This window comes from Natrialba taiwanensis DSM 12281 (assembly GCF_000337595.1).
GTDB lineage: Archaea > Halobacteriota > Halobacteria > Halobacteriales > Natrialbaceae > Natrialba > Natrialba taiwanensis.
In genome coordinates this window covers 83,344-107,067 of the sequence record NZ_AOIL01000050.1, presented here as the reverse complement: position 1 = coordinate 107,067, position 23,724 = coordinate 83,344, and the positions used below count along the sequence as shown (strand labels likewise).

The 23,724-nt window shown below is 62.1% G+C and carries 20 protein-coding genes; 14 read left to right on the top strand and 6 right to left on the bottom strand.

What is annotated here, in order from left to right:
* Positions 1–131 precede the first annotated feature (131 nt).
* The 3 genes from tgtA to arcS all read left to right on the top strand — a co-directional run bounded on the left by tgtA (position 132) and on the right by arcS (position 3,884).
* Positions 132–1,607: a tRNA guanosine(15) transglycosylase TgtA gene (tgtA, locus tag C484_RS14435; protein WP_006826641.1), complete on the top strand. Its 1,476-nt coding sequence runs from the start codon at positions 132–134 to the stop codon at positions 1,605–1,607.
* 49 nt (positions 1,608–1,656) lie between these two features.
* Positions 1,657–2,019, top strand: a complete 363-nt coding sequence (locus C484_RS14430; protein WP_006826640.1) for a TRAM domain-containing protein — start codon at positions 1,657–1,659, stop codon at positions 2,017–2,019.
* 74 nt (positions 2,020–2,093) lie between these two features.
* On the top strand, positions 2,094–3,884 hold the full coding sequence (gene arcS / locus C484_RS14425; protein WP_006826639.1) for an archaeosine synthase subunit alpha: 1,791 nt from the start codon (positions 2,094–2,096) through the stop codon (positions 3,882–3,884).
* Positions 3,885–4,166: 282 nt separating this feature from the next.
* On the opposite strand, the gene C484_RS14420 is transcribed toward arcS, so the two are convergent.
* Entirely contained in the window at positions 4,167–5,009 is an 843-nt protein-coding gene (locus tag C484_RS14420) for an outer membrane protein assembly factor BamB family protein (RefSeq protein WP_239640995.1), read from the bottom strand.
* 777 nt (positions 5,010–5,786) lie between these two features.
* On the opposite strand from C484_RS14420, the gene C484_RS14415 reads away from it, so the two are divergent.
* From C484_RS14415 to C484_RS14405, 3 genes are all read left to right on the top strand, one after another.
* Positions 5,787–6,059 carry a hypothetical protein gene (locus C484_RS14415; protein WP_006826637.1) on the top strand — a complete coding sequence of 91 codons (273 nt, stop codon included), beginning with the start codon at positions 5,787–5,789 and terminating at the stop codon, positions 6,057–6,059.
* Between the two features lie 459 nt (positions 6,060–6,518).
* Positions 6,519–7,121 carry an HdeD family acid-resistance protein gene (locus C484_RS14410; RefSeq protein ID WP_006826636.1) on the top strand — a complete coding sequence of 201 codons (603 nt, stop codon included), beginning with the start codon at positions 6,519–6,521 and terminating at the stop codon, positions 7,119–7,121.
* 149 nt (positions 7,122–7,270) lie between these two features.
* Positions 7,271–8,299: an LLM class flavin-dependent oxidoreductase gene (locus C484_RS14405; protein ID WP_006826635.1), complete on the top strand. Its 1,029-nt coding sequence runs from the start codon at positions 7,271–7,273 to the stop codon at positions 8,297–8,299.
* Positions 8,300–8,342: 43 nt separating this feature from the next.
* Here the strand turns inward: C484_RS14405 and C484_RS14400 are convergent, their stop codons facing one another.
* From C484_RS14400 to C484_RS14385, 4 genes are all read right to left on the bottom strand, one after another.
* Entirely contained in the window at positions 8,343–10,118 is a 1,776-nt protein-coding gene (locus C484_RS14400) for a bacterio-opsin activator domain-containing protein (RefSeq protein WP_006826634.1), read from the bottom strand.
* A complete protein-coding gene (locus C484_RS14395; protein WP_006664610.1) occupies positions 10,118–10,579 on the bottom strand; it encodes a response regulator in 462 nt (153 codons plus the stop codon). The genes C484_RS14400 and C484_RS14395 overlap by 1 nt, the downstream gene beginning before the upstream one ends.
* A 379-nt stretch (positions 10,580–10,958) precedes the next feature.
* A complete protein-coding gene (locus tag C484_RS14390; protein ID WP_006826633.1) occupies positions 10,959–12,002 on the bottom strand; it encodes a Cdc6/Cdc18 family protein in 1,044 nt (347 codons plus the stop codon).
* Positions 12,003–12,189: 187 nt separating this feature from the next.
* A complete protein-coding gene (locus C484_RS14385) occupies positions 12,190–12,690 on the bottom strand; it encodes a DUF3995 domain-containing protein (protein ID WP_006826632.1) in 501 nt (166 codons plus the stop codon).
* Positions 12,691–12,807: 117 nt separating this feature from the next.
* Between C484_RS14385 and C484_RS14380 the strand changes: the two genes are divergently transcribed.
* Positions 12,808–13,287: a cupin domain-containing protein gene (locus C484_RS14380; protein ID WP_006826631.1), complete on the top strand. Its 480-nt coding sequence runs from the start codon at positions 12,808–12,810 to the stop codon at positions 13,285–13,287.
* 324 nt (positions 13,288–13,611) lie between these two features.
* On the opposite strand, the gene C484_RS14375 is transcribed toward C484_RS14380, so the two are convergent.
* Positions 13,612–14,241, bottom strand: coding sequence for a hypothetical protein (locus tag C484_RS14375; protein WP_006826630.1), 630 nt, complete (start codon positions 14,239–14,241; stop codon positions 13,612–13,614).
* Between the two features lie 515 nt (positions 14,242–14,756).
* On the opposite strand from C484_RS14375, the gene C484_RS24410 reads away from it, so the two are divergent.
* The 7 genes from C484_RS24410 to C484_RS14345 all read left to right on the top strand — a co-directional run bounded on the left by C484_RS24410 (position 14,757) and on the right by C484_RS14345 (position 23,650).
* Complete coding sequence (locus C484_RS24410; RefSeq protein ID WP_239640994.1) at positions 14,757–15,635, top strand: transposase; 879 nt, start codon at positions 14,757–14,759, stop codon at positions 15,633–15,635.
* A gap of 72 nt (positions 15,636–15,707) precedes the next feature.
* Positions 15,708–16,301 carry a transposase gene (locus C484_RS24405; RefSeq protein ID WP_239640993.1) on the top strand — a complete coding sequence of 198 codons (594 nt, stop codon included), beginning with the start codon at positions 15,708–15,710 and terminating at the stop codon, positions 16,299–16,301.
* A gap of 395 nt (positions 16,302–16,696) precedes the next feature.
* Positions 16,697–17,797 carry a GNAT family N-acetyltransferase gene (locus C484_RS14365; RefSeq protein WP_006826629.1) on the top strand — a complete coding sequence of 367 codons (1,101 nt, stop codon included), beginning with the start codon at positions 16,697–16,699 and terminating at the stop codon, positions 17,795–17,797.
* 507 nt (positions 17,798–18,304) lie between these two features.
* Positions 18,305–19,243 carry a GNAT family N-acetyltransferase gene (locus C484_RS14360; protein WP_006826628.1) on the top strand — a complete coding sequence of 313 codons (939 nt, stop codon included), beginning with the start codon at positions 18,305–18,307 and terminating at the stop codon, positions 19,241–19,243.
* A gap of 23 nt (positions 19,244–19,266) precedes the next feature.
* On the top strand, positions 19,267–19,653 hold the full coding sequence (locus C484_RS14355; protein WP_006826627.1) for a hypothetical protein: 387 nt from the start codon (positions 19,267–19,269) through the stop codon (positions 19,651–19,653).
* A gap of 266 nt (positions 19,654–19,919) precedes the next feature.
* Positions 19,920–21,170 carry an ABC transporter substrate-binding protein gene (locus tag C484_RS14350; protein ID WP_006826626.1) on the top strand — a complete coding sequence of 417 codons (1,251 nt, stop codon included), beginning with the start codon at positions 19,920–19,922 and terminating at the stop codon, positions 21,168–21,170.
* Entirely contained in the window at positions 21,167–23,650 is a 2,484-nt protein-coding gene (locus C484_RS14345) for a methyl-accepting chemotaxis protein (RefSeq protein WP_006826625.1), read from the top strand. The genes C484_RS14350 and C484_RS14345 overlap by 4 nt, the downstream gene beginning before the upstream one ends.
* The last annotated feature ends 74 nt before the right edge of the window (positions 23,651–23,724 follow it).

The following is a 23,724-nucleotide window of genomic DNA, read 5'->3' as shown; positions in this document are numbered from 1 at the left end:
TCAGCCGAGGGACGGCCACCGGCCGAGTCGAAAACGAAGACCGGTGTGTCTGCACCGCCGGTTAGCGAAGGGCACCCATCGGAACGCCGCGGAACGGAACGTTTACCGGTCCCCTCGCCAACACACGGTCGATGCGCGAGTGCTTCGAAATTCGAGCGACCGACGCCGGCGGCCGCCTCGGCGAACTGACCGTTCCACGGGCCGACGCCACCGTCGAAACGCCCGCCCTCCTGCCCGTAATCAACCCGAACCTGGACACGATCAGCCCCCGCCGGCTCGCCGACGAGTTCGGTGCTGAGATCCTCATCACGAACTCCTACATCATCCACGGCACCGAGGACGTTCGCGAGGAGGCCCTCGAATACGGCCTTCACGAAGTGCTCGATTTCCCCGGCGCGATCATGACCGACTCCGGCTCGTTCCAGCTCGCCGAGTACGGCGAGATAGACGTGACAACCGAGGAAATCCTCGAGTTCCAGCACGCGATCGGCTCCGACATCGGCACGCCCGTCGACATTCCGACCCCGCCGGATGTCTCCCGCGAGCGCGCCGAAGCCGAACTCGAAACGACCCAGGAGCGACTCGAAGCCGCCGAGGCCGTCGACACGGGCGAGATGCTCGTCAGCGCGCCGGTCCAGGGCTCGACCTACCCCGATCTGCGCGAGCGGGCCGGCCGCCACGCCGACGCGACCGACCTCGACGTCTTCCCCGTCGGCGCGGTCGTCCCGCTGATGAACGACTACCGCTACGACGACGTTGTCGACGCCGTCGCCGCCGCGAAACGCGGGCTGGGAGCCGACGCACCGGTCCACCTCTTCGGTGCCGGCCACCCCATGATGTTCGCCCTCGCCGCCGCGATGGGCTGTGACCTCTTCGACTCCGCCGCCTACGCCCTCTACGCCCGCGACGACCGCTACCTCACCGTTCGCGGCACTCGCAACCTGGACGATCTCGCGTACTTCCCCTGTTCGTGTCCCGTCTGTGCCGCCCACTCGCCCGCCGAGATCCGCGACCTGCCGGACCGAAAGCGAGAGGAAGCACTCGCCGCCCACAACCTCCACGTCACCTTCGCCGAAATCCGCCGGATCAAACAGGCCATCCGCGCCGGCACCCTGCTCGAACTCGTCGAACAGCGCGCTCGCTCCCACCCCACGATGCTCGACGGCTACCGGACGCTGCTCGATCACGCGGCCGAACTCGAGCGGACGGACCCCGTCTCGAAAGGCGCGTTCTTCTATACGTCCCACGAGAGCGCGCGCCGACCCGAAGTGCGCCGCCACCACCGGCGACTCGACCGGCTCTCGGTTCCCGACTCGCTGCTCCTGACGGAGGGCGACGCCCCCCGCGGCGACGAGTTCGACGCCTCCTGGCGCGTCGAGCCGCCGTTCGGCCCCTTCCCGCGGGCGCTCTCGAAGAGCTACCCGCTCACAGCCGAGGTACCGGATCGAACCGATCGCGCGGCCATCGCGGCCGCCGCGGACGGCGTGACCAGACTTGTCGAATCCAACCCAGACACCGAGTTCACCCTGGCACACCGGGGCTGGCCCGCGCCGATTCGAGACCGGCTGCCGGCCCGCGTTGAACTCGTGGATCTGACCGGCGAGTGAAACAGTCGAATCAGAACAGCAAAGGTGTGAGCACGATCCAGTATCCGATATGCTCGGTGTAGCGTCGCTGGTGCTCGGACTGCTCGTAATCGTCCTGTTCGCGTCGTGGGTCGTGCGGCGGGTTCGTGGCCCGGGCGGCTCGGCCGCTCAACGGGACTCGTGGGAAAGCCACAGGGAAGCCCAACAGCGCGAGCCGCCGGTCGAGATCGGCGACGAACGCGAGGTCGCGATTCAGGAGTTCTCCGAACACCACACGGGCGAGCGCCAGGCGGTCTGCAAGATCGAGGGCTTCGTCGTCTTCGTCGAGGACGTGCCCGACCGCTGCGAGCCGACGGACGTGATCCGGATTTCGATCCTCTCGTTCAATCGGGGACACACGTCGGCGACGGCGAGGTACGTTGGAAGTGCATAGCACGAGGGGAAGACACACGGTAGCCGGCGACCGACACCGACAGCCTCTTTCGCGCTCCCCCGCCCAGTTCTGGTATGACCGAGTACTTCGAAGTCCACGAGCGCGACGGGGCCGCGCGCGTGGGTGAACTCCGCCTCGATTTCGAGGCTGCGGCTGCCGATTCGGACCCCGATCGCAAGCCACCCCGAACGACCCCCGCGCTCGTCGACGACGTGCTCGAGGACACGGGTTCGCTTTGGTCAGCCGACCGCGAACTCCCCGCGGGCGACGACTCGAAACTCACCGTCCTCCCCCACCGAGCGTTTCCCGGCGGCACCGCCGAGGAGGTCCAGGAGTCGTTCGCTGTCGAGTATCCGGACGTGGACTACCCGAGCGTCGCAGTGGTCTCGAGCGAGAGTTCCGCGGACCACAGCACCGACGCCTACGCGGTTTCGGACGTGCAATCGTTCACCGGCCACGGGGCGGGACTCGTCGAGGCCGTCGTCGATGTTCGAAGCGAGATTCCGACCGACACCGCACTGTTCTTCTCCGGCGTGGCCACGCCGCGCAACGTCGCCCTGCTCGCCTACGCCGGCGTCGACCTCTTCGATCGCACCGCCGCCGTCGTGAAAGGCACCGAAGGCCGGTACCTGACGACCGACGACGCTTACTTCCTCGAAGATCTCAAGGAACTGCCCTGTTCCTGTCCCGCCTGCCAGCAGCCCCGCGACGAGTTCACCCGCGAGGACTGCGTCGAGCACAACGTCAACGCGCTCGAGGCGGAGCTTGGAATCGTCCGCCGGCGCATTCGCGACGGCCGCCTGCGCGACTACGTCGAGGGACAGGCCCGCCAGGACCAGTGGCTCACCGCTGCGATGCGCGAACTCGATTCGGAGTGGGGCTACCTGGAGGAGCGCACGCCGATCCTCCGGGATGCACAGATCGACGCGGCGACCGAGGACACCCTCCGCCGGGTCGAGATCCAGCGCTACGCCGACCGCGTCACGACGCGGTACCGAAACCGCTTCGACAACCCGCTCGTGTTGGTGCCCTGTTCCGCGGCGAAGCCCTACAGCGAGTCCCAGAGCCACCGCCAGTTCCACGACGCCATCCAGTGGCGCGCCCACCTCGTCTCGATGACCAGCCCCATCGGCGTCGTGCCGCAAGAACTCGAAACGACCTATCCGGCCCAACACTACGACACCGTCGTCACCGGGCGCTGGTCCGAGGACGAAAAGCAGTTCGTCAGCGCGGTGCTGCGGCGGTACCTCGAGCGCAACGAGTACCCGCGGATCATCGCTCACGTTCCCGACGAAGGGTATCGGGACATCGTCGGCCGCGTCGAGGACGAACTCGACCTCGACGTGACCTACACCGTCGCGGAACACCCCACGGACGACGAGTCCCTCGCGAATCTCAGCGAGGCGCTCGCGGGCGAACTCAAGTACTCGAAGCGCGAGCGCGAGCACAACACCGTCCGCGCCATCGCGGACTACCTGCTCGGCGACGGAGCCGGCGACGAACTCTTCGCCGACATCCAGACTACCAGCCGGTACCCGAAAATCCAGGTTCGAGACCGCGAGGATACCCAGCTGGCGACGATGGTGCCCCAGTACGGCACCCTCTCCTTTACCCTCGCGGGTGCCCGCCAGTGGGTCGACAGCGACGCGCCGGTCAAGCGCGTCGAAATCGACGGCTTCGTTCCCCACGGCAGCGTGCTCGCGCCGGGTGTCGTCGACGCCGACGAAACGATCCGCGTCGGCGACGAGGTCGTTGTCGAGGGGCCGAAGGCGTTCGGCGTCGGCCGCGCCGAGATGTTCGGCCGCGAGATGGCCGAGAGTTCACGCGGCGTTGCCTGCGAGATTCGCCACGTCGAAGAGAAGTGAGTAGGGTCCTTCATCTGTTGGCCTTTGAGGGCTCAGCCACGAAGTCCACTCGGGAGAAATTAGAGAGCCGTTTGGAGTTCCTTCACAGTTTGACTGAGCAGGGGATTCGTGGCTCAGTAGCGAAAGGGACGAACGGGCTGTTGCGCTACGTCTACATGTGACCGAGATGGGAGAGATAGCAGATCGTAAGTGGTCGGTTCATCCGAGAGACCGCCTGATGGCTGTCACAATTGGGCGCTGGTCACCCGCTTCTCCGTGGCATTATCCGCCGACCGAGGCGGATCACTCGCGTAAGGCGACGATGTGATTGTCGGCCGTCGACGCGTACAGCGTCGAGTCCGCAGCGGCGAATCGGGCAGTTCCGGTCGCATCTTGCTCCCAGAGACGTTCGCCGGATTCGGCGTCCATCGCAGTCAGTGGATACCCGGCATACACCGTTCCGTCGGCGACGATCGCGCCGGCAGCCCCGCTCACGCCGGCGGTCCATCGTCGACTTCCGTCGGGCCGCATCGCGAGGAGTTCCCTGTTACTCGTCGCGATCGGCGCGACGATCGGTCCGTTCTCGGCAACGGTGATCGCGAACGACCCGTAATCGAGTTCAACTCTGTGTTGTGTCTCTCCGTCGGCGTCGTAGACAACCACGTCTCCGCCGTCGGCGGGAGGCTGGTACTGTGAAACGTAGATCAGTTCCTCCGCGATCGTTGGATGACGCGATTCGGTGGGGTCCCGACTCTGGACGCGCCAGCGTTCCGCGAGCGTTCGGCCCTCTCCCTCGTAGCTGGCGAGAATCCCGGAAAAGGCTACGTACAGCATGCCGTTGGCAGCCGCCATGTTTCGAACCCACGTCTCGCGCTCGCGGACGATCTGACCAGTGTCTGCGTGGAGCGTCCAGTACCGATCTCGACCCGCGACGAACACGTAGCCGTTCTGCTCGTGAATACCCGTGATTTGGCTCGGTACGGTGGCTCGCCACTGCTCGTCTCCTGTGGGTGAACGCGCGACTAGCTCCGATTCTTGGAGCCCCCAGTGTAGGTGGTACAGGCGTCCATCGACGTACTTCAGCCCGGCAGCGCCGTCGGTATCGTGCTCCCACTGGTGTGTTCCGTCGGCGGCGTCGAGCGCCACCAGCCGGTGTCGTGTCGAGACGTACACTGTCCCGTTGGCGACGACGAGCGACCCGTCACCGAGCCGGTCGTCGAGGTCGTACCGCCAGTCGATCTCGGGTTCGGTTCGTGGTGGTGTTGCGTGCGGATTGTACCGGCGCTTCGCAGGGCCGTAGTCGTCTTCGGCCCACGTTCCCGGCCCGGGACGCCGTCGGGGTCAACGCGGCGCTCCGGGGTACTGCGGCGCACATCTCCGAGGCGTTCCCGAGCCGTAGTACAGCCAGCGAGACCGACGGTCGCGGAGGATGCGGCCACGAGGACCTGGCGACGACGCATGGAAGGCACGGTAGATGCTCACTCCGCCACACTAAATATTTGGTGACTGTGTTGCTAATCGTACCCACCACCCCATTTCCACCTTTGTGTCCGCGACTGACCGCGACGACTGACGAACCGACCCCGTCTCCGCACGATAACGAGGGCACCCATCTGCCCACTTTCTTCACAGAAATTCCAGTAGTTATATTACTCTCCTTGCGGAACTGTCAGAATGGAAGTCACCTCCAAACGAATACGCGGGGGCATGCGTACGAAATGCCCCGGGTGATAGGACACCCGAGACGTGGCTTCCACTGCGGCTTGCAATGGTTGCCATGTTTCCATTACTGCTACCGAGACAAAAAGGTCTCGCACGACGGACAGGGATAGCTATCGCTCACGACCAGCGCACAGAGCCGTATGGCTCCACGTACGGACCTGCACCGAATTGTATCCTCGCTCCCCAGCAGAGGCGGCGTCGATGACCGCGGAGTTCGACGGCCCGGCCGACGGGTCGATATCCTGCGATTCGCACACCCAGGATCCGACCGACCTCGACGCACAGAACGAGACGGTCTGCTACCGCTGTGACCGCCCCATCGAAACCGACCGCTGGATTCGCCTCACCGCGCGTCCGGGACCCGGCGTGACAGGAACCTACGAAGTCACCAGCCGGCCCTGCTGTCCCGACTGCGTGGCGGCTCTCGGATTGCTTGAGTTCACCGTCGATGCACGATCGGCGAACTCGAACTGACCGGTTCGAAGATCCCGTCGGCCGCGCCGAGATGTTCGGGCGTGAGATGGTCGCGAGTTCATCGCGCCGTCTCCCCGCCGTCGCGTCGACGGCAGTACTGCCAGCGACGACCGCGAGCGATCAGCGACCGGGACAGTCTTTGAGCAGATGCTCACGATAGATCGCTACCTGAACTCGGTCCCCACAGAGATCACAGCGACAATAAGAATCGTGTTCGTCCGTGTCCGCCTCCTGTTCGACCATTACGATTCGGTTTGTGGGCCATGGATGTAATCAACCGGGCTCTAGACAATTTCTGAAACCGACACTTCATGTCGGTACCATCGAACCAACGCGTGATCGCTCCGTCCCAATCCGTCGGTGTCTCCAGTTTTCGGACCGGTCCATTCTCGGGAATTATTGTCAAAATATAAATGCGTTTTATCTCCCTACACGCCCTACTCCCTATCGGAGACAGCAATGTCCTCGAACACAGTAACTACAGACGACGAACCGCACAGCTACTCGCTCAAGCACGGCTGGCGAACGCTCGCCATCGCCGGGGCCGTCGTCGGCCTCCTCGGTCTCTTCGCGATCGCGTTCCCGCTCGTGACGGGGATCTCGGCGACGATCGCACTGGGCGTGCTGCTCGTGCTTAGCGGCATCGTCCACGGCGCACACGCCGTTACCGCACGCGGGTGGAGCGGCTCGCTCTGGCAACTCGCACTCGGAATCGTCGCCGTCGTCGCCGGGCTCCTACTGCTCGCAAACCCCGTTATCGGCCTCCTGACGCTCACGATCCTGGCCATCGCGTACCTGCTGGCCGATGGCATCGCCGAACTCTGGATGTCGATGCGGATGGCGGACCAGCCCGGACGCATGTCCGTCGCCGCAAGCGGCGTGCTCTCGCTCGCGCTGGCGGTCCTGCTCTGGGCCGGCTTCCCGGCGGATGCGACCTGGGCGATCGGCCTACTCGTCGGCGTAAGCCTCTTCATGACCGGCCTCTCGATGGCCATCGTCGCCTTCGGGGGCCGGAACATGGACGAGACGAGCGCCGCCGCGAGCGAACCACGGAGTGCATGAGACGCCGGCCGGCCGATCGAACCGGTCCCGGAACATTTTGACCTGCGTTTGCTGCTCGCCACTTCGCTCACCAGTGTCACGCTCTGTGTCTCCACCTCACAGTCGGAGAGAAGCGAGCAGTTATTCGGCCTTCACCCCGAATCATCGGTGTGAACCTCTCGATTGTCGATCTTGCACCCGTCCCCGACGGAGCGAGTGCAACCGAGGCCTACGAGAACACCGTCGAACTCGCACAACTGGCCGAGGAACTGGGGTACTCGCGATTCTGGGTCGCCGAACACCACAGCATGGCCGACTCGATCGCGAGCACGACGCCCGAAGTCCTGATCGCCCATCTCGCGGCCAAAACCGACGCGATCCGCGTCGGCTCCGGAACGGTGTTACTCAACCACTACAGCCCGTTCAAAGTCGCCGAAACGTTCAGTTCGCTCGACGCGCTCGCACCCGGCCGCATCGATCTCGGACTCGGACGCGCCACCGGCAAACCAGCCGCCGACCGCGCGCTTCGGACCGAGCGACGCAAGCGAAACCCCGACGAGGACCACGCCGAGAAGATCGAAGAAACCGCCAACCACCTCTACGACGAGTTCGGTGCGGACCATCCGTACGCCGACCTCCAACTGGCTCGCTCGGCCGAGGATGTCCCGGAAATCTGGGTGCTCGGATCCAGTCCCTCCAGTGCGAAAATCGCGGGTGAACTCGGGCTCCGCTACTGCTTTGCAGCATTTATAAGGCCGACCCTCGCCGTGCGCGCCTTCGAGACCTACCGAGAGCACTTCGACCCCGCCGCGTCGGACGCCGGCGTGGACGAACCGGCGGGAATGCTCGCGGTGAACGTCGCCTGTGCCGACACGGACGAGGAAGCCGCACGCCTTCGGGCGAGCGCCGAGGCGTCATACAAGCGCATGCAACGTGGTGTTACCGGATCGACGCCGACGGTCGACGAAGCCATCGACGAACTCGGTGGCGTCCCCGACCCGACACCGCAGTCGCTGCCGCCCGGCGAGTGGCCCCGCGCGATGTCCGGCAGTCCGGAGACGGTGGGAACGCTGCTCAACGAACTGACCGACCAGGTCGGTGTCGACGACGTGATCGTCCAGAACCTCATCGCGGACCACGACGACGTGCTCCGCTCGCACGAACTGCTCGCCGAGGCTGTCGGATTGAACGCTCATTAGGCGATCGCGCCGCGCCTCACCCACTCACAACAGCAAGCCGGGGCTACTCCCCGAGGGCCGAATCGAAAAACTTCCGCTCTGCGGTTCGGAGATGCTGATTGAACGTCGCCGGCGCGATGCCGAGGCGGTCCGCGATCTCCTCACCCGTACTCTCGCGCGGCCAGTCGAAGTACCCCGCAAAGTACGCCGTCTCGAGGGCCGCTCGCTGTTTCGCCGTGAGATCGTCCTCGAGGACGCCCATCATTCGCCTCCCGGCTCCCGATCCACCCGACCCCGGCTCGGCCCGCTCGCCCCGCTCCGTCGTTCGCTGTGCGAGATAGGTCGCATCGTCCCGGTGGTCTTTGATCAGTTCAATCATCTGGCGCGTATCCCGGCCGCGCGGGAGTTCGACGACGAATCTGAACTCGGAATCCGCGATCGTCGCCGACTCGACCCGGCCACCGTGGGTCGCAATCGCCTCGAACAGCGAGGCCGCAGCCGGTATCACGAGTTCGAACTCGTCACGCTTTACGGAGAGGAATCTGACAGCGGTGACGCCCTCGCTTCGCTCGATGGCCTCTTCGAAGGCTTCCTGTGAGATATCCCGGGCCGTCCCGTATGCAAGTAGCGCCTCGTCGCCCCGGATCAGTTGCTTGATCGAAATCGTCCGCGACTCGGTATCCGTCAGCGCGACCAGTTCCGGAACCATCTCTTCGATTCTGAACTCGAGTTCGATGACGGCGTCGCTGACCAGCGCGTCGCGGCGTTCGATCGCGGTGATCGCGTGGGCGATCGTGTCGCCAATGCGGGCGAGAATCTGCGTCTCCGGAGCGGTAAACGCGCGTGGGGACGAGGCATACACGTTGAGAACGCCGTAGATGAGATCCTCGTGGATGATCGGGATCGCCGCCGATGACTGGTAGCCGCGCGATTCCGCTTCCTCGCGCCAGGGCTCGAACTCGGGGTCGCTGTCGACGTTGTTTGCGACCTGCACAGTCCCGGTTCGAACCGCAGTTCCCGCCGGTCCCTGGCCGATCGGCTTGTCCTCGTCAGTACTGATCTCGACCGCCTCGAGATAGCCGTCCTTGACGCCGGCCGTTGCCTTCGGGACGACGTCGTCGCTTCCCGGGTTGATCTCGCCGATCCAGGCGAAGCGGTAGCCGTCCGACGCTGTCAGGCGGTCACAGACCTGTTGCTCGAGTTCAGCGCGCGTCTCGGTGGTGATCACCGAGTGGATAATGTCGTGACCGATATCGTTGAGGCGGTTGATCGCCTCGAGTTGTTCGCGCTGGCGGCGTCGTTCGTGCTCCTGGCGGGCGCGTTCGATCGCGTGGTGAATCGTTCGAACCAGCAACTCGCTCGTCACTTCGTCTTTGACGAGGAAGTCCTGTGCTCCCTGCTGGATCGCCTGAATACCGACTTGCTGGTCCCGCAGACCAGTCAACACGACGATTGGCGTCGTATCGCTCGCTTCGGAGACGGTTTCGAGCGTCTCGAGTCCCTGGCTGTCCGGCAAATTTAGATCGAGCAGGACGACATCGACGGCACTGTGCTCGAACGTCTCAAGGCCGTCTGCCAGCTGATTTTCGCGGGTTATCTCCGGTGTCTGCCCGGCAGACTCGGTCGGACTGACCCGCTGTGCGAGTTCTTCCGTATCCCGGAGCATTTCCTCGATCAACCGCGCATCGCCGGGATTGTCCTCGATGAGTAACGCTCGAAGTGTCTCGGATTGCTCCGGTATCGCGGTCGTGGTATCGAGTTTGTCGTGTTCGCCCGATTCGGCCGTCGTTTCGCTGTCGGACTGGTTCCGGCGCTCGTCCTCGCGGTCACTGTCCGTCATTACTGATCACGCTCCGACGGCAACCGAACCACCGAAAACCAGAACTTCTCGAAGGTCCGTACCGTCTCGATGAACTCGTCAGGGTCAACCGGCTTCGTCAGATACGCGTTTGCATGCAACTCGTAGGACGTTGCAATATCCTCCTCCGCTCGTGAACTCGTCAGAACGATCACCGGAATCGAATGGAGCTCAGCGTCGTTTTTGAGTTCTTCGAGCACTTCCGTCCCGTCCGTCCGCGGCAGATTGAGATCGAGCAGAATCAGATCCGGACGCGGTGCGTCCGCATACTCACTGCGCTGATAGAGGTACTCGAGCGCTTCGGCCCCGTCGGAAACGACGTGCAGTTCGTTCTCGATTCGTCCCTGCTTGAACGCTTCCTCGGTGAGCCGAACATCCCCCGGATTATCCTCTACTAACAGGATCTGTACCGGCATCGATTTGGCCGCTCGACCGTCAGTCATCGGCCCGTCCGTGTCGCCGTCGCTTCTGATACTGTCCGACAGTATGAACTCGCAGTGAACGAGTCACGGGCAGGCTGGTTGTCCCTGTCGCCCCTATTGCGGCGTTTGCTGCCTCGATACCCAGTCTGGCACCTAACTCAGATTTCCGGTATCCACCCATGTAAACCACTCTGAACGCGTTTCTCAGCCGGTTTGTGCTGCAGCTTCTAGTATGGCAAAATCGACTGGCAGGGATAAATGTAGTGTTCACTCTACACAGGATGGGACGCTCCGTCTACGCGGACAGTCAAAACGGAGCGAAATATGGCACGCGCTGGCACGAACTGCGCCGCGGCCCCTGCTGTCACCGCTTCGCTCCACCCCTCTCGCTTTCGTCGTCTCACTTCTCGGTCGGTAGCTCCGACTCCTCGCCCTCGTCCCCGTCTGCGACGGGCCGATACCGCCTCCCGCGGTGCTCACCAACTGACTCGATCAGGTCGTAGTGCACCATCTTTGTCAGGTAATTTCGTAGCGTCCGCGCCGTCTTTGGCTCTGCGACCCGTCGTTCGTACGCCTCGTAGAGTTCACCCGGCTCGATCTCGCCCGCATCGGTGATGATTTCATAGAGCACGCGCTGGTGGTCTGGAAGTCCCTCGACGGTCTTGCGCCGAATCGCCGTTCGAGCGTCGGGGATCGCCGCCGCGATCGTGGCCTCGGTGACGTACTCGCACCCGTTTCGTTCCGCACGGCGTGCTGCTGACCGGAGGATTCCGATCCCGACGCGCGCATCGCCGGAGGCCGCGTCGGCGATCGTCTGTAACTGGTCGGTCGTCACCGCATCCGGTTCGAGCCCCTGCGTTGCTCGCTCGCGAAGGATCGAGCGGAGTTCGGCCGTTCCGTACCGGTCGAACTGCACTCGGGTACCGGCGTGCAGCCGCGACCGGACGCGGTCGTCGAAGCTGGCGAAGAGTTCTTCCTCGCGGTTGGCGATCAGCACCAGCGAGACGTGGGGTAACCGGTGTAGGTCGTAGAGTGCGGCGGTTTCTTCGAGCTGGTCGACTTCGTCAAGAATGGCGACGAGCGGTCGGGTATCTCCCTCGGCGAGTCGGTCGAAGAGTTCGTCTTTCGCCGTCGATCGGTGGATATCCGTCGTTCGGCCGGTTGCTTCAAGAAGGCTGTACAGCACGCGAAATCGCGTGTATTCCTGCCAGCAGTTGACGTAGGCGACCCGGACATCCGGGTCCTGCTCGTGCAACTGGGCGAGCGTGTAGCGGGCGATACAGGTTTTGCCGACGCCCGTCGGGCCGAACAGGAACGAGGGATCAGGCCGGCGGTCTGAAAGCAGCGGCTCCAGGGCCTCCGAAAGGAGGTTCACCTCGTCGTGGCGATGGACGACCTCGCTCGGAACGAAGTCCTCGCGGAGCACTCGACCGTCGACGATCACACCGTCACTGTTGCTGACCGATCACAATAAGTGATGGCCCCCACAGAGGCAGAGACGGAGACCGACGGTGCCGGTGCCGGATAGCACGGTGAACTCGGAGCGTCCACCGGAACGACGAGAGCCGTGCCCTCCTCGGCTGGTTCCACGTTCGTTTTGGCTCCGTTGGAGCCCGCTACCGACGTCAGCGTCAGTTGCGCGTACGAGTGGTGTAGCCCCACGCTGCGATACTGAACAGCACGCCGCCCCCGATCCACCAGGGGTCCCAGAACAGGAGATGCCACCAGACTGCCGTCGTCGAACCGATTGCGTCGGGGACGCTGTACATTCCGACCGCCATAAGCGCGTGCTGTAGTAGATTCCCGCTGCCGTACAAAATCAACCCGATACCGCCTGCCCAGGCACAACCGAGTAAGAGCGGACGCGGAACGCGGTGACCCCAGGGCCGAACGAGCGCAAGTGCAACGAGTCCGCCGCCGGCCTTCACGATCCCGGTTGCCCACAGCATCGCGACAAACGTCGCATCTCGTGACTGCGCAAACGTGCCGATCGTCTTCAGTCCGAGAGTTCCCCCGAGCGCCCAGTAGAAACTCATCGCGGCGAACACCGCTGCCCACAGACAGGCCGCGTAGCCGGCCCATATCGGCACCCGCGTCCGACCGACTGGTTGCGTCCGCCGAGATTCGCCCATACTCTCCGCTCGCGTTCCGTGACGAAAGAGATGGTGCTCCGTTTCCGATATTGGTCTCTAAACGGACCTGCTGTTCTCGGGGACAGACATAACTCGTGTCTCGTGGTACTCCGACCGATGCAACACATCGTCATTGATGCTGTCGACGTTCCACCGACGAACAGCCCTGCAGACATCGTCCGACCAATTTCGAAGGCACTCGGGACAAACGGGGTTGCGATAAACTATTTCGAACTCGCGCCGGGTGAGAGCTTCGGCTTTGCCTATCATCGCCACCACGATCAGGAAGAAGTGTTCTTCGTTCTGAGGGGAACGGCAACGTTCCGAACGGAAATGGGCGAGATACAGGTTGATGCCGGTGAGGTCATCAGATTCGAGCCGGGAGAGTTCCAACGTGGAACGAATCACTCGTCGGACCGGGTCAAAGCGCTCGCACTCGGTGCACCACGCGATTCCGAAGATATCGAGTACCTGCTGGACTGTACAGAGTGCAGTGAGGAAACCATCCATACGTCCGAAGTAGCCGACGATCGGTCGGCGGTCATTATCCGTTGTACGGCCTGTGAAACCGAAACTCGGCAACCGATCACCGAGTAGTGAGCACGTTCCCGACTGGGTTCTTCACTCCGGCGTCCGCTGACTCAGTGTAACTGAGACCGCTCGTCAGTTCAGCAAAACGGTTCCAAGATGTGGTGGATGTGCGAATTCGAACTTCCATCACAGTCTCTCAAAAGCGGATACCGCGACTGTCTGCAACGAAATGGCAAGCAGCAGTCCACTCGGTTGAGAGTTGTAACGATCTAAACGCCCACTCTGTAGACCACAACTTCGGAAGATGATTTTGATGCGTGGCTTTCTTCCACGCCAAATTGGATTGAACCCTCTGTTCAGTCGATGTGCGAATTTTTCGCGATGATTTCGTCAGTCTTGCATCTCGTTTCGGAGCGTTTCGAGTGATTGGATGCACTCATCGATCTGCTGAGCCGCCTTCTCGGGCGATTCCAACTTAGAAACATCTTCGTACTTGTGCCGAATCCCATACAAGAATGCCTCCACTCTTTCCTCAAAGGTGTACTCTTGGTGCCCCGACATAGTGTCAAGCACCATCCACCACCCGACCGGGTGTTTTGCATCCTCTTCCGGATAGGTGTCAACTGGCGCTGGTGGGGTCTCGAATTCCTCGAAAGCGGCCTTAGTCGCCTGATTCGCAACGCGATGAAGTTGGAGTAGTAACTCTCCACCCTGCTCTCCTGCCATCTCGTACCAGTCCTCCGTCACCTCGGTCACGTCCCATTCCGACACGAACCCCTCTTCAACGAAATCGTCCCAATTGTCGGACTCGTGATCAACGAGAGTTTCCATATCGCCTGCAACCGTGATCCAGACGTTGCCGCCACCGACTGCGTCGTGCGTCAAGGGCATGAACGCCGCGTGATCGCAGAACTCCTGCTGCGGGAGTCTCTCGACTGCATCTAAGATATATCGGTCGATGAGTTGCCGGTTTTCAGTCTTGCCGTGAGTCGTAAAGTGGACTTCACTAATTTGGTGCATGCGTTCATATCCTCTGCACCCAGAGGAAAAGGAGCTATCAATACTGCAAAAGGAACCCCAACAACCAAGGGGATTCAAGTTTGAATATGGAATGTCCAAACAGACAATTTCTGAAAGAGATCGATATATCCCTATTCCTCCTAGCAGTTTTCGCAGGTGCGCCGTCGACACTGCAGTTTTGTTTCCCGCATCCAATTAAATATGGAAAATGATTTTATAATACAACGATACCTGTGTCACCTGTCTTGACCGCTGGTGGTCTTTATGTATCTCCTGTCAGTGATTTCAGCAGAGACAAATTCATCACAAATGCCATTCGTTTCTCTACCGGATAGAGACTACTTTACTTCACTGTTCGATCGACCACTTCTTCATGACTCCAGTCGAGTCGGTCGATTAGATGGAGACGACGGGCTTCAATACGATCGACTGGCAGACTGACTTCCGTCCAGACACTGTCGATGATCCAGCGAGAAAAGCCCAGAAGAAGCGTCGGTTAGCGGTGTGGAGTTACGATGGACGTTCGCTACGAGCTACGGACGTGTTCGTCGTTGATCGAGACTCTCCAAGCGACGACAATTCCAGAGCTCCTTCGCGAAGAACTCGACGAGTATCCGGAGTGGCACCCAGCAGCATACGATTTGGGGCCGATGGTTCAAGCATTGCTGTACAAGGAGCTCACGAATCGTAACTACGAGGAGTTAGCCCGCGATCTCCAACGCTGGCCCGAAGTTTCGGCCGCTGTCGGCCTCGAAAGCGTCCCCGACGCATCGACGTTCTCGCGGACTTGGCGAAATCGCTTCCCCGAGGAACTGCGCGATATCGTCTCTTCGTGGGTCACCAAAATCCGTGAGTATGCCCACGAGTACGGTGTCCCTATCCAGACTGTCCGAGAGGGGTCTACGGAGAGTGATGCTTCCGAGTCCGCAGAATCGGACGAGAATACCTTTTCGTCTCAGCAAATCACGCGGATGCTCAAACTCGGCCGGTCCTACGCGTTCGCACCATTCGATTCAGAACGCGCCGATAACAGCTCCTATGACGATAACTGCTTTCTGGAGCTCCAGAGCTACATCGGGATGGTCGGTTGCGGCGCTGATCAGGGTTCACGAAGCTTCGCCGCCCACTCTCATCGAGAGCAGACGCCACATGGGGATACACATCTCCGTACGATCAAGCAATTCGATCCCGAACAGATTCTGACGGGGTTCGACGAGGCAACCCAGCAGATGCTCGAGGCGATCGATCATCTCCCGCTCCAAGAGCCGGTGACGGTCGCGATCGACACGACGACCATCCCGTACTACGGGACCGTAGAGGATATGCCGATGGTCAGCGGCACGAAACACGAGTACCGCGGGTACAAATTCGCGACGCTGACGCTCGTCGGATAGAATATCCCGCTCATTCTCGCCGTCGAACCGGTTGTGGAGAGTTCCTCCTGGGACCAGAATCGCCCTAATCAGTTGCATCGCCTCGTCCGGCGTGCAAAGCAACTCGTGACCGTCGATACGGTGGTCTGCGATCGCGAGTTCGATTCGATGAATGTCTTCCAGACGCTGTCGAATCTAAACGTGAACTACCTGATTCCAAAGCGGACGATGCAGACCGAAGCGACCGTCCTCGAACAGATGGAAGCGGACAGCGAGGACGTGGCAGTCGAAACTGCCCAGGTAGACGTCGAGCACGGAAGTCACGAGATGCGGTTTTGCTACGTCCCAACCTCTTCAGAGGATAGTGATGGGACTGCGGTGTTCGCGACCAACGTGGCGGTTTCTGCTACCGATGCAGAAGGGTTCTGCCGGCGGTACAGCGATCGCTGGCAAATCGAGAATGAGTACAAGACGATCAAGCACGATTTTCTCGCGACGACGAGTTCGAAGGATTACCGCGTTCGGTCGTTCTACTTCGTGTTTGCGGTACTCCTCTACAATCTGTGGCGGCTAACGGATCTCCTGCTCAAAGCACGTGTTTCCACAGAAATCGTGGACTTCTCACCGTATCTCACGGCTGGCGAGTTCGTCGACTACGTCGCAAAATACCTCTGGCCTGTCGACTGAAGATATTCGCTGAAACTGATCGGTCTGCCAGGTCGTGAGCGATAGCTGTGTCCAGAAAACCAACTGAGAAGAGCTACTGCAGTCTCAAACACTGAAAGCCGTCGATCGACGCCACTCTCTGGACTCGTTGACTCCTGGTTCTCACTGAGATACGCTCGTTTTCCACCAATTCTGGGTCATAGTGTACCAACCTCCGAAGTAGTGGTAGACCGATTCACTCAGTTCCATATCGTGTAATAGAGTTTATCCAGAATAGCAACGACTACTGGCTAACTCATCGCTGTGGGGCAGCAATCGCCTCTCTGCGCACCTAATCGGTGTTAAGTGTAGTGTCTCCGTTCAGTTCGTGATGGGCGAACAAACGACCACAAGTCACTGACTGGAAGCGTTCACTGATGGGTACTCTCTCGGCAGTCAAAACGAAACTCGACAGTCGAACGCGACCGGGCATCGGCGAGCGAACTCGTGAGACGAACACCGACTACGAGGTGACGGTCCACGAGACGATCGACGGTATCGATCGTTCGCGGTGGAATCACGTCATTGCCCACGCGAAACAAGCGAGCGTTTTCCATCGCTACGAGTGGCTCGAGGCGATCGAAACCGGGCTCGGCTACACGCCAAACCACGTCGTCGTGACCAAAGACGGCAATCCGATCGGAATCCTCCCGAACTTCGTCGTCGACCTCCCGAAAGTCCCGTTTCAACGGCTCTGGTCGACGTACCCCGGATTTGGCGGCCCTGCGATTACGACCGACACCGCCGAGACACTCGATGCGATCCTCGAGACGATTCCGACGCTCTGTACCGGCCGGACGATCGTTCACGAAATTCGGGCCCACGATACGGAGTATCTCCAGTACAGCGACGTGCTCCGCTCGCACGGGTATCGACCGGCACGGTCGAAGGGTCGATTCGTCCTCTCCCTTACGGATGGGTACGACCAGGTCCGGTCGGGAATGAGCGACTCGAGACGTAAGGGAATCGAGCAGGGCAAAGCCCACCCCTACGAAATCGTCGAGGAGGAACTCACGCGGGCGACACTCGAACGATTTCACCGCGCGTACGAACGACACATGGAACAGATCGGCGGCGACGCCTACCCACTCGCGTTCTTCGAGAACCTCTTAGCGATGGACTCGCGGCTGCTCCTCCTGACCCTCCGACTCGACGGCGAGTACGCGGGCGGTTTCCTCGAACTGCTCGACGACGAACAGTCCGCCGTTCACGGCTTCTTCGCCGCCGTCCCGGAGGAATACTACGATGACCACGCCTCGGAACTGCTCTACGACGCCGTGATCCGGTGGGCGATCGACAACGGGTACGACGCCTACGATTTCGGCGGGGCGACCGGCGACTTTCGAAGCGGACTGTTCCGGTTCAAAGCGGGGTTCGGCGGCGAACTCGTCCCGAATCTTTACTGGGAACGCGGCGACGGACTCCGCTGGAAATTCGTGACCGCCGGCCGTGAACTCTACCTCCGGATGCGACGGTGATTGCGTCACCGAACAGCCACGAGTTCAGTGCAGATTGCCTGGTACTATAGAGAGTGCTCGTCTCAAATGATGAGAACGTCGTTTCAGCTGATGCAAACGAGAGGTGGGCTGAAGTGGGTAGCAGGTGTGTGTGACGATGGCGAAAGCGTGTCCGAGGTGGTCTAACGGTAAGATTCGCTCCGTGTGAGCGAGATACGCGGTTCGAGTCCCGTCCTCGGACTTCCGGTCGGTGCGCTGTTCCTGACAGTGAGTGCGGCTCTGGTGTTCGTCTCGGTGGGCGGTCATCGAGCGCAGTGAGTTACTGATCGATGCAGCTCACCCGCTGGCGGGGATCGATATAAGTGATGAATCATATGCAGCGATATAGAATTAGGTCGAGTTCAGTCACGGGCTGATCGGGTGGTCACAGGTGGGACGGCTATCGACGTGGCGAGACGCCGTGTCGGGACACAACAGGTTTCGTCTGCAACCCGCACACTCATACCCGTTCCCGATGGCGAACCCACTATGGCCATGCACACCGATGACGACCCGACGAGTTCGTTCGACGACGTTCAGCGGGCGGTCTACGAGTTCGTCGACCGGCACGGAACGGCGACGCGGGCGGAGTTGCTCCGGTCGGTGCGGGTCGATGCAGGCCCGGCGCACTCGAAGCCGGCTCGATCGGGCAACTATACGCAGCAGACGGCCCTCGAACCGTCGACACTGGAGTCGTGTCTCGAGACGCTGCTCGCCGAGGGGTACCTGACCGAATCCGAGGGGACGCTCCGAGTTTCGGTTCCCGGATCGCCAACTGAACTCGAGACCGAGTCGGGGGCGGTGACGATTCGGACCGCCCGAGAGCCGGACCGGGAGGGGATTCTCGAGGCGATGCGGACGGTGGCACAGGATGGAAGTTACGTCGTCGCGGCCGATCTGGCGACGCGGCTCGAACGAGCACCGGCGCTGGTTCGGGTGAACGGGACCGAGGACGGCTCACAGTCGCGGATGTGCTTTGCTGCGGTGCTCGATTCGAACACCGAGTCTGAGACGACTGCTGACGCTGGGTCCGGTGCTGACTCCGATTCTGACTCTGACACTGACTCTACCCCGGAGACCGACCCCACCTCCGCCGACAAACCCGACGATACTCGGATCGTCGGCTGGCTCCATCTCGACGTTCCGGCGCTCGACTCCCGATCGCATACGGCCGAGTTGACGGTTGGTGTCGTTCCAGCACACCGTCGTGCAGGAATCGGACGGACGCTCCTCGAGCACGGCCTCGAGTGGGCTCGGGAGGCCGGCTACCGGAAGGTCGTCCAAGGCGTCCCGAGTTCGAGCGAGACGGCGATTTCCTTCCTGGAGGCCAACGGATGGGAGCGCGAGGGCGTCCGAGCGGATCACTATCGTCTCGACGACGAGTTCGTCGACGAGGTGCTGTTTGCGACCTGGCCTACAGATTCTTGAGGGTCGCCGATGGACACCATCATATGGACTCGATTTCACTCGGCGTTCCGGAACCGTTGCTCGAGCGATTGCCGGCGGACGACGAGGTCGCCGAGGCCGATATGAAAGAAGCCGTGGCCGGATGGGAACAGCGACTCAATCAGGCGCTCGAGGCCGCTGATGACGACCGCGAGGCAGCGGGTCAGGTCCTCGACGTGCTCGACCGGTTCGAGCAGCGATACGAAACCTACGACGACCTCGTGCCGGAACTGCGAGCGTGGGGGCAGTCGCCGATTTACGCGATCGCGTGGCGGACGCTCTACGCGGACGTCATCGCGCAGATCCACGACCACGATGAACTCGCCGAGTATATCGACCGCGAGCGAAACGCTCGGCTGGTCGAAGACGGGATTCGACTTCGAGATCTGTAGCGTCGCGTCGCTCTGTCAGTGACTGAACTCGTTTCCCGTGGTGGTAGCCGTGGCTTCCGACGGGGCGTCTCACGAACGTCCTGTCGGGTGCCAGCACGCTATTCGATAGCGACTCAGTGACATCCCGCGAGATACCGGAGAGTGGTCACTGTCCTGGAATATGGCCAGAACGTTGAAAGTCTCAACAGCAGACGGATAACTATGCGCCGTGACACGAGGCAGAGCGACTGCAATCAGGGGGAAGTGACGAACGGGTGTGAGAAACCGTGAGGCGACGGGAGTCTCTCGGGGTTATCGCCGGCAGTGCGGTTACAGCGATCGCTGGCTGTCTGGGCGACGGATTTCTCGGCAGGAACGCCGACGACGACCAACTGGCACTGGCCGACCGGACGCTTCAGTACGGCGGTGTGCTTCCGCTTTCGGGCGGACTCGAAGCGTTCGGTGACCCGCTCCGAAACGGGGCGATGCTGCCGATCGTCGAACTTGAGGGATCCGACCTAGACGTCTCGGTCGATTTCGAAGTCGTCGATTCGGAGACAGCGCCAACGGCTGCGGTCAACAACGTGGCGGAACTGATCGATGCGGGTTACCCGGCCATCGTCGGGGCAGCAGCGTCGGACGTAACGCTACAGATGACCCAACAGGCGACGATTCCAGCCGAAGTAGTCACCTGTTCACCGGCAAGCACGTCGCCGACGATGGGCATCCTCAACGATCGCGGATTCTCGTTTCGGACGGCACCTGACGACTCGATGCAGGCGGTCATCGCCGCACAGATTGCGGTATCCGAACACGATGCCGAGACGGCGGCGACGCTGTATACAGCCGGCGACTACGGCCGGCAGCTCTCCGGCGCGTTCTCGGCGTCGTTCGACGGAACGATTCAACACCAGGTCTCGTTCACGGAGGGCAGCGATTCCTACACCGAGCCGCTTCGCGAGGCACTGTCAGACGATCCGGATATCCTCTTTCTCGTCAGTTACGCCGAGAGCGGCGTCGACCTGCTGGCCGAGTACTACGAGAACCACCAGGGAACGGAAACCGTCCTCGTCAGTGACGGGCTCCAGGACGAGGCGATTCCACGGGGCGTCGACGCATCGCTCTCGAACGTCTATGGAACCGCACCGGTGTCGTCCGGACCCGGTCGAGACGGGTTCACCTCGCTGTACCAAGACGAACACGGCGGCGAACCGCCGCTGTTCACGGCAAACGCCTACGATGCGGCGGCGACGCTTTTGCTCTCGAACGCCGCGGCGGGCGCAAACGACGGGACGGCTATCCGATCGAATATGATCGACGTAACGACCAGCGGGGGAACGGAAATCATGCCGGGTGAACTCGCCACTGGACTCGAACTCGCCGCGGACGGCGAGCCGGTTCAGTACCGCGGTGCCTCCGGTGAAGTCGCGTTCGACGAAAGCGGTGATGGTGGGTCAGTTACATACGAGTACTTCACCTTCGAGGGCGAGGAGATCGTCTCGATCGAGGAGCGAACGCCGGAGGGGGTAGCACAATGACGGCGAACGAGCCGGAGCAGCCGGAAGAGACGACTGCGGGCGAGAGTTCTGAGACGGGAGAGACAACTGGAAACGAGGGTTCCGAGAGACGCGACGGGCGCGCTGCAGAGACGCTCGGGGACGGGTCTGAACTCGGTTCCACGATGCGGTCACTGGTCCCGTCAGTGATTCGTGGGAGCTATCGGTGGAAGTTCGTGATCTCGGTGCTGGCGATCCTCGTCGTACTCTCTGCCGTCGGGGCGATCGGGTACGTCAACGCCCAGAACACCGTCGAAACCGACGCCGAACAGCAACTGACGGCGACGGTGGACATGCACGCGGACTCCATCAACGAGTGGACGATCTCGATGGAATCACACACCCGTTCGCTCTCGTCCGCTCCCGCACTGTCGGAAACCGATGCGGAAACGGCCGAATCACACATCATCGAGGAACAGGCGAAGTTACCGGTCGACGTTCGGGCGATCCACGTCGTCGACACGAACTACGATCGAGTGCTGACGAGTACGAACGGAGAAGTCAGCGGCCGGTCGCTGTCCAGTATCGACGAACCCTGGACGGGAATCGAGCCCGGCGTCGACCTGACGGCGGCGAACGACATCTGGTACTCGCCGGCGGCATACCAGTCCGGCACCCTCGATGATCAGGTAATCGCATTCGCGAGCCCCGTCGAGGGTGACGAGGCCCGAATCGCCGTCGTCGTCGGAACGATCGACTACCGCGTCGACGGACTGCGGCAACTCCACGAGGACCAGGAGACGATGATCCTCAACACGGAGGGCGACACCGTCCTCGCGAGCAACGAACTCGGCGGCGACCCCGACGGGGAAATCGTCGAATCCCTCGGCACCGTTCGCGAGGGCACGGCGTTCGAACGCGACGGCAATCTCGTCATCGGCTACAGCGCGATGGCGGACAACGACTGGGTTGCGATCACGACCGTCCCGACGGACCAGGCGTTCGCCGCGAGTTCAGCCGTCGGGCACAGCCTGCTCTCGGTCATCGGAGCCGGACTGCTCACGCTGGTGGTCGGCGGGGTCTTCCTCGCGCGCCAGACCGTGACGCCGCTTGAAACCCTTCGAGATCGGGCCAAGCGGATGGAACAGGGTGAACTCGACATCGACCTCTCGACGAACCGAATCGACGAGGTCGGCCGGCTCTACGAGTCCTTCGACGAGATGAGCACGGCGCTCGAGACGCGGATCACCGAAGCGAAGGAGGCCCAAGCCGAGGCCGAGGCGGCCCAGGCCGAGGCGGAGGAAGCCAAAACGGAAGCCGAGACTGCACAGGCCGAAGCCGAGTCCGAGCGCGAACGCATGGCCGAGGTGACCGCGGAACTGCAACGCGGCGCAGACCAGTACAGCCGGACGATGCGCGAGGCCGCAAACGGCGACCTCACCGTCCGCGCCGACGTCGACACCGACAACGAGCAGATGCAGGAGATCGGCACCGAGTTCAACGCGATGCTCGACGAACTCGAGTCGACGGTCGATGAGGTCAAGCAGTTCGCGACCGACGTGGCTGCCGCGAGCCAGCAGGTCAGCGCCTCGAGCAAGGAGGTTCAGAGCGCGAGCGAACAGGTCGCCGAATCGGTGCAGGAGATTTCGGACGCCTCCGAGCGCCAGAGCGAGCAACTCCAGACCGTCGACGCAGAGCTGTCGGACCTCTCAGCGTCGACCGAGGAGATCGCATCGACGGCGAGCGAGGTCGAGACGGTCGCCGAACGGACCGTCGACTCCAGCCGCGAGGGCCGCGAGGCCGCGACCGTCGCGATCGAGGAGATGACCGAAGTCGAAACCGAGGCCGAACGCGCCGTCGAGACAATCCAGTCGCTCGAAACCGAGGTCGAACAGATCACCGAACTCGTCGACGCCATCTCCGACGTGGCGGACCAGACCAACCTGCTCGCGCTGAACGCGAGCATCGAAGCGACGCGCGCCGGCGAAGGCGGCGAGGCCGGCGGGTTCGACATGGTCGCCCAGGAGATCAAAGAACTCTCCGCGGACGCGAAAGACGCCGCTGCGGAGATCGAAGACCGGATCGACGACATCCGGGAAAAGACGGACGAATCCGTCGATGTCGTCGAGCACACGAGCCAGAAGGTCGAGCAGGGCACCGAAGCCGTCCAGCCGGCCGTCGACGCACTCGCGGAGATCGCCGAACTCGCCGAGGACACGAACAACGGCGTCACGGAAATCTCCGCTGCGACCGACGCACAGGCGTCCTCGACCGAGGAAGTCGTCACCGCCGTCGACGAGGTCGCAAGCAGCAGCGAGGAATCCGCCGCTGAGGCCGGCAACGTCTCCGCCGCCGCCGAAGAACAGACGGCCTCGCTCTCGGAAGTCACCCACAGCGTCGACAGCCTCGCGGACCAGGCGGCCGAACTCTCACAGACGCTCGACCGGTTCGAGACTGCCGTCTCGCAGGAGGGCGCTGACGGGCCAACCGAGGCCGATCAGTCGACCGTCCCACCCATGTAACGTTCAGGGGCCCAGCGCTGAACTCGTCCGATTCGCGTTTCGACACGCCTCCGTTATACTCGTCGCCGTCGTAA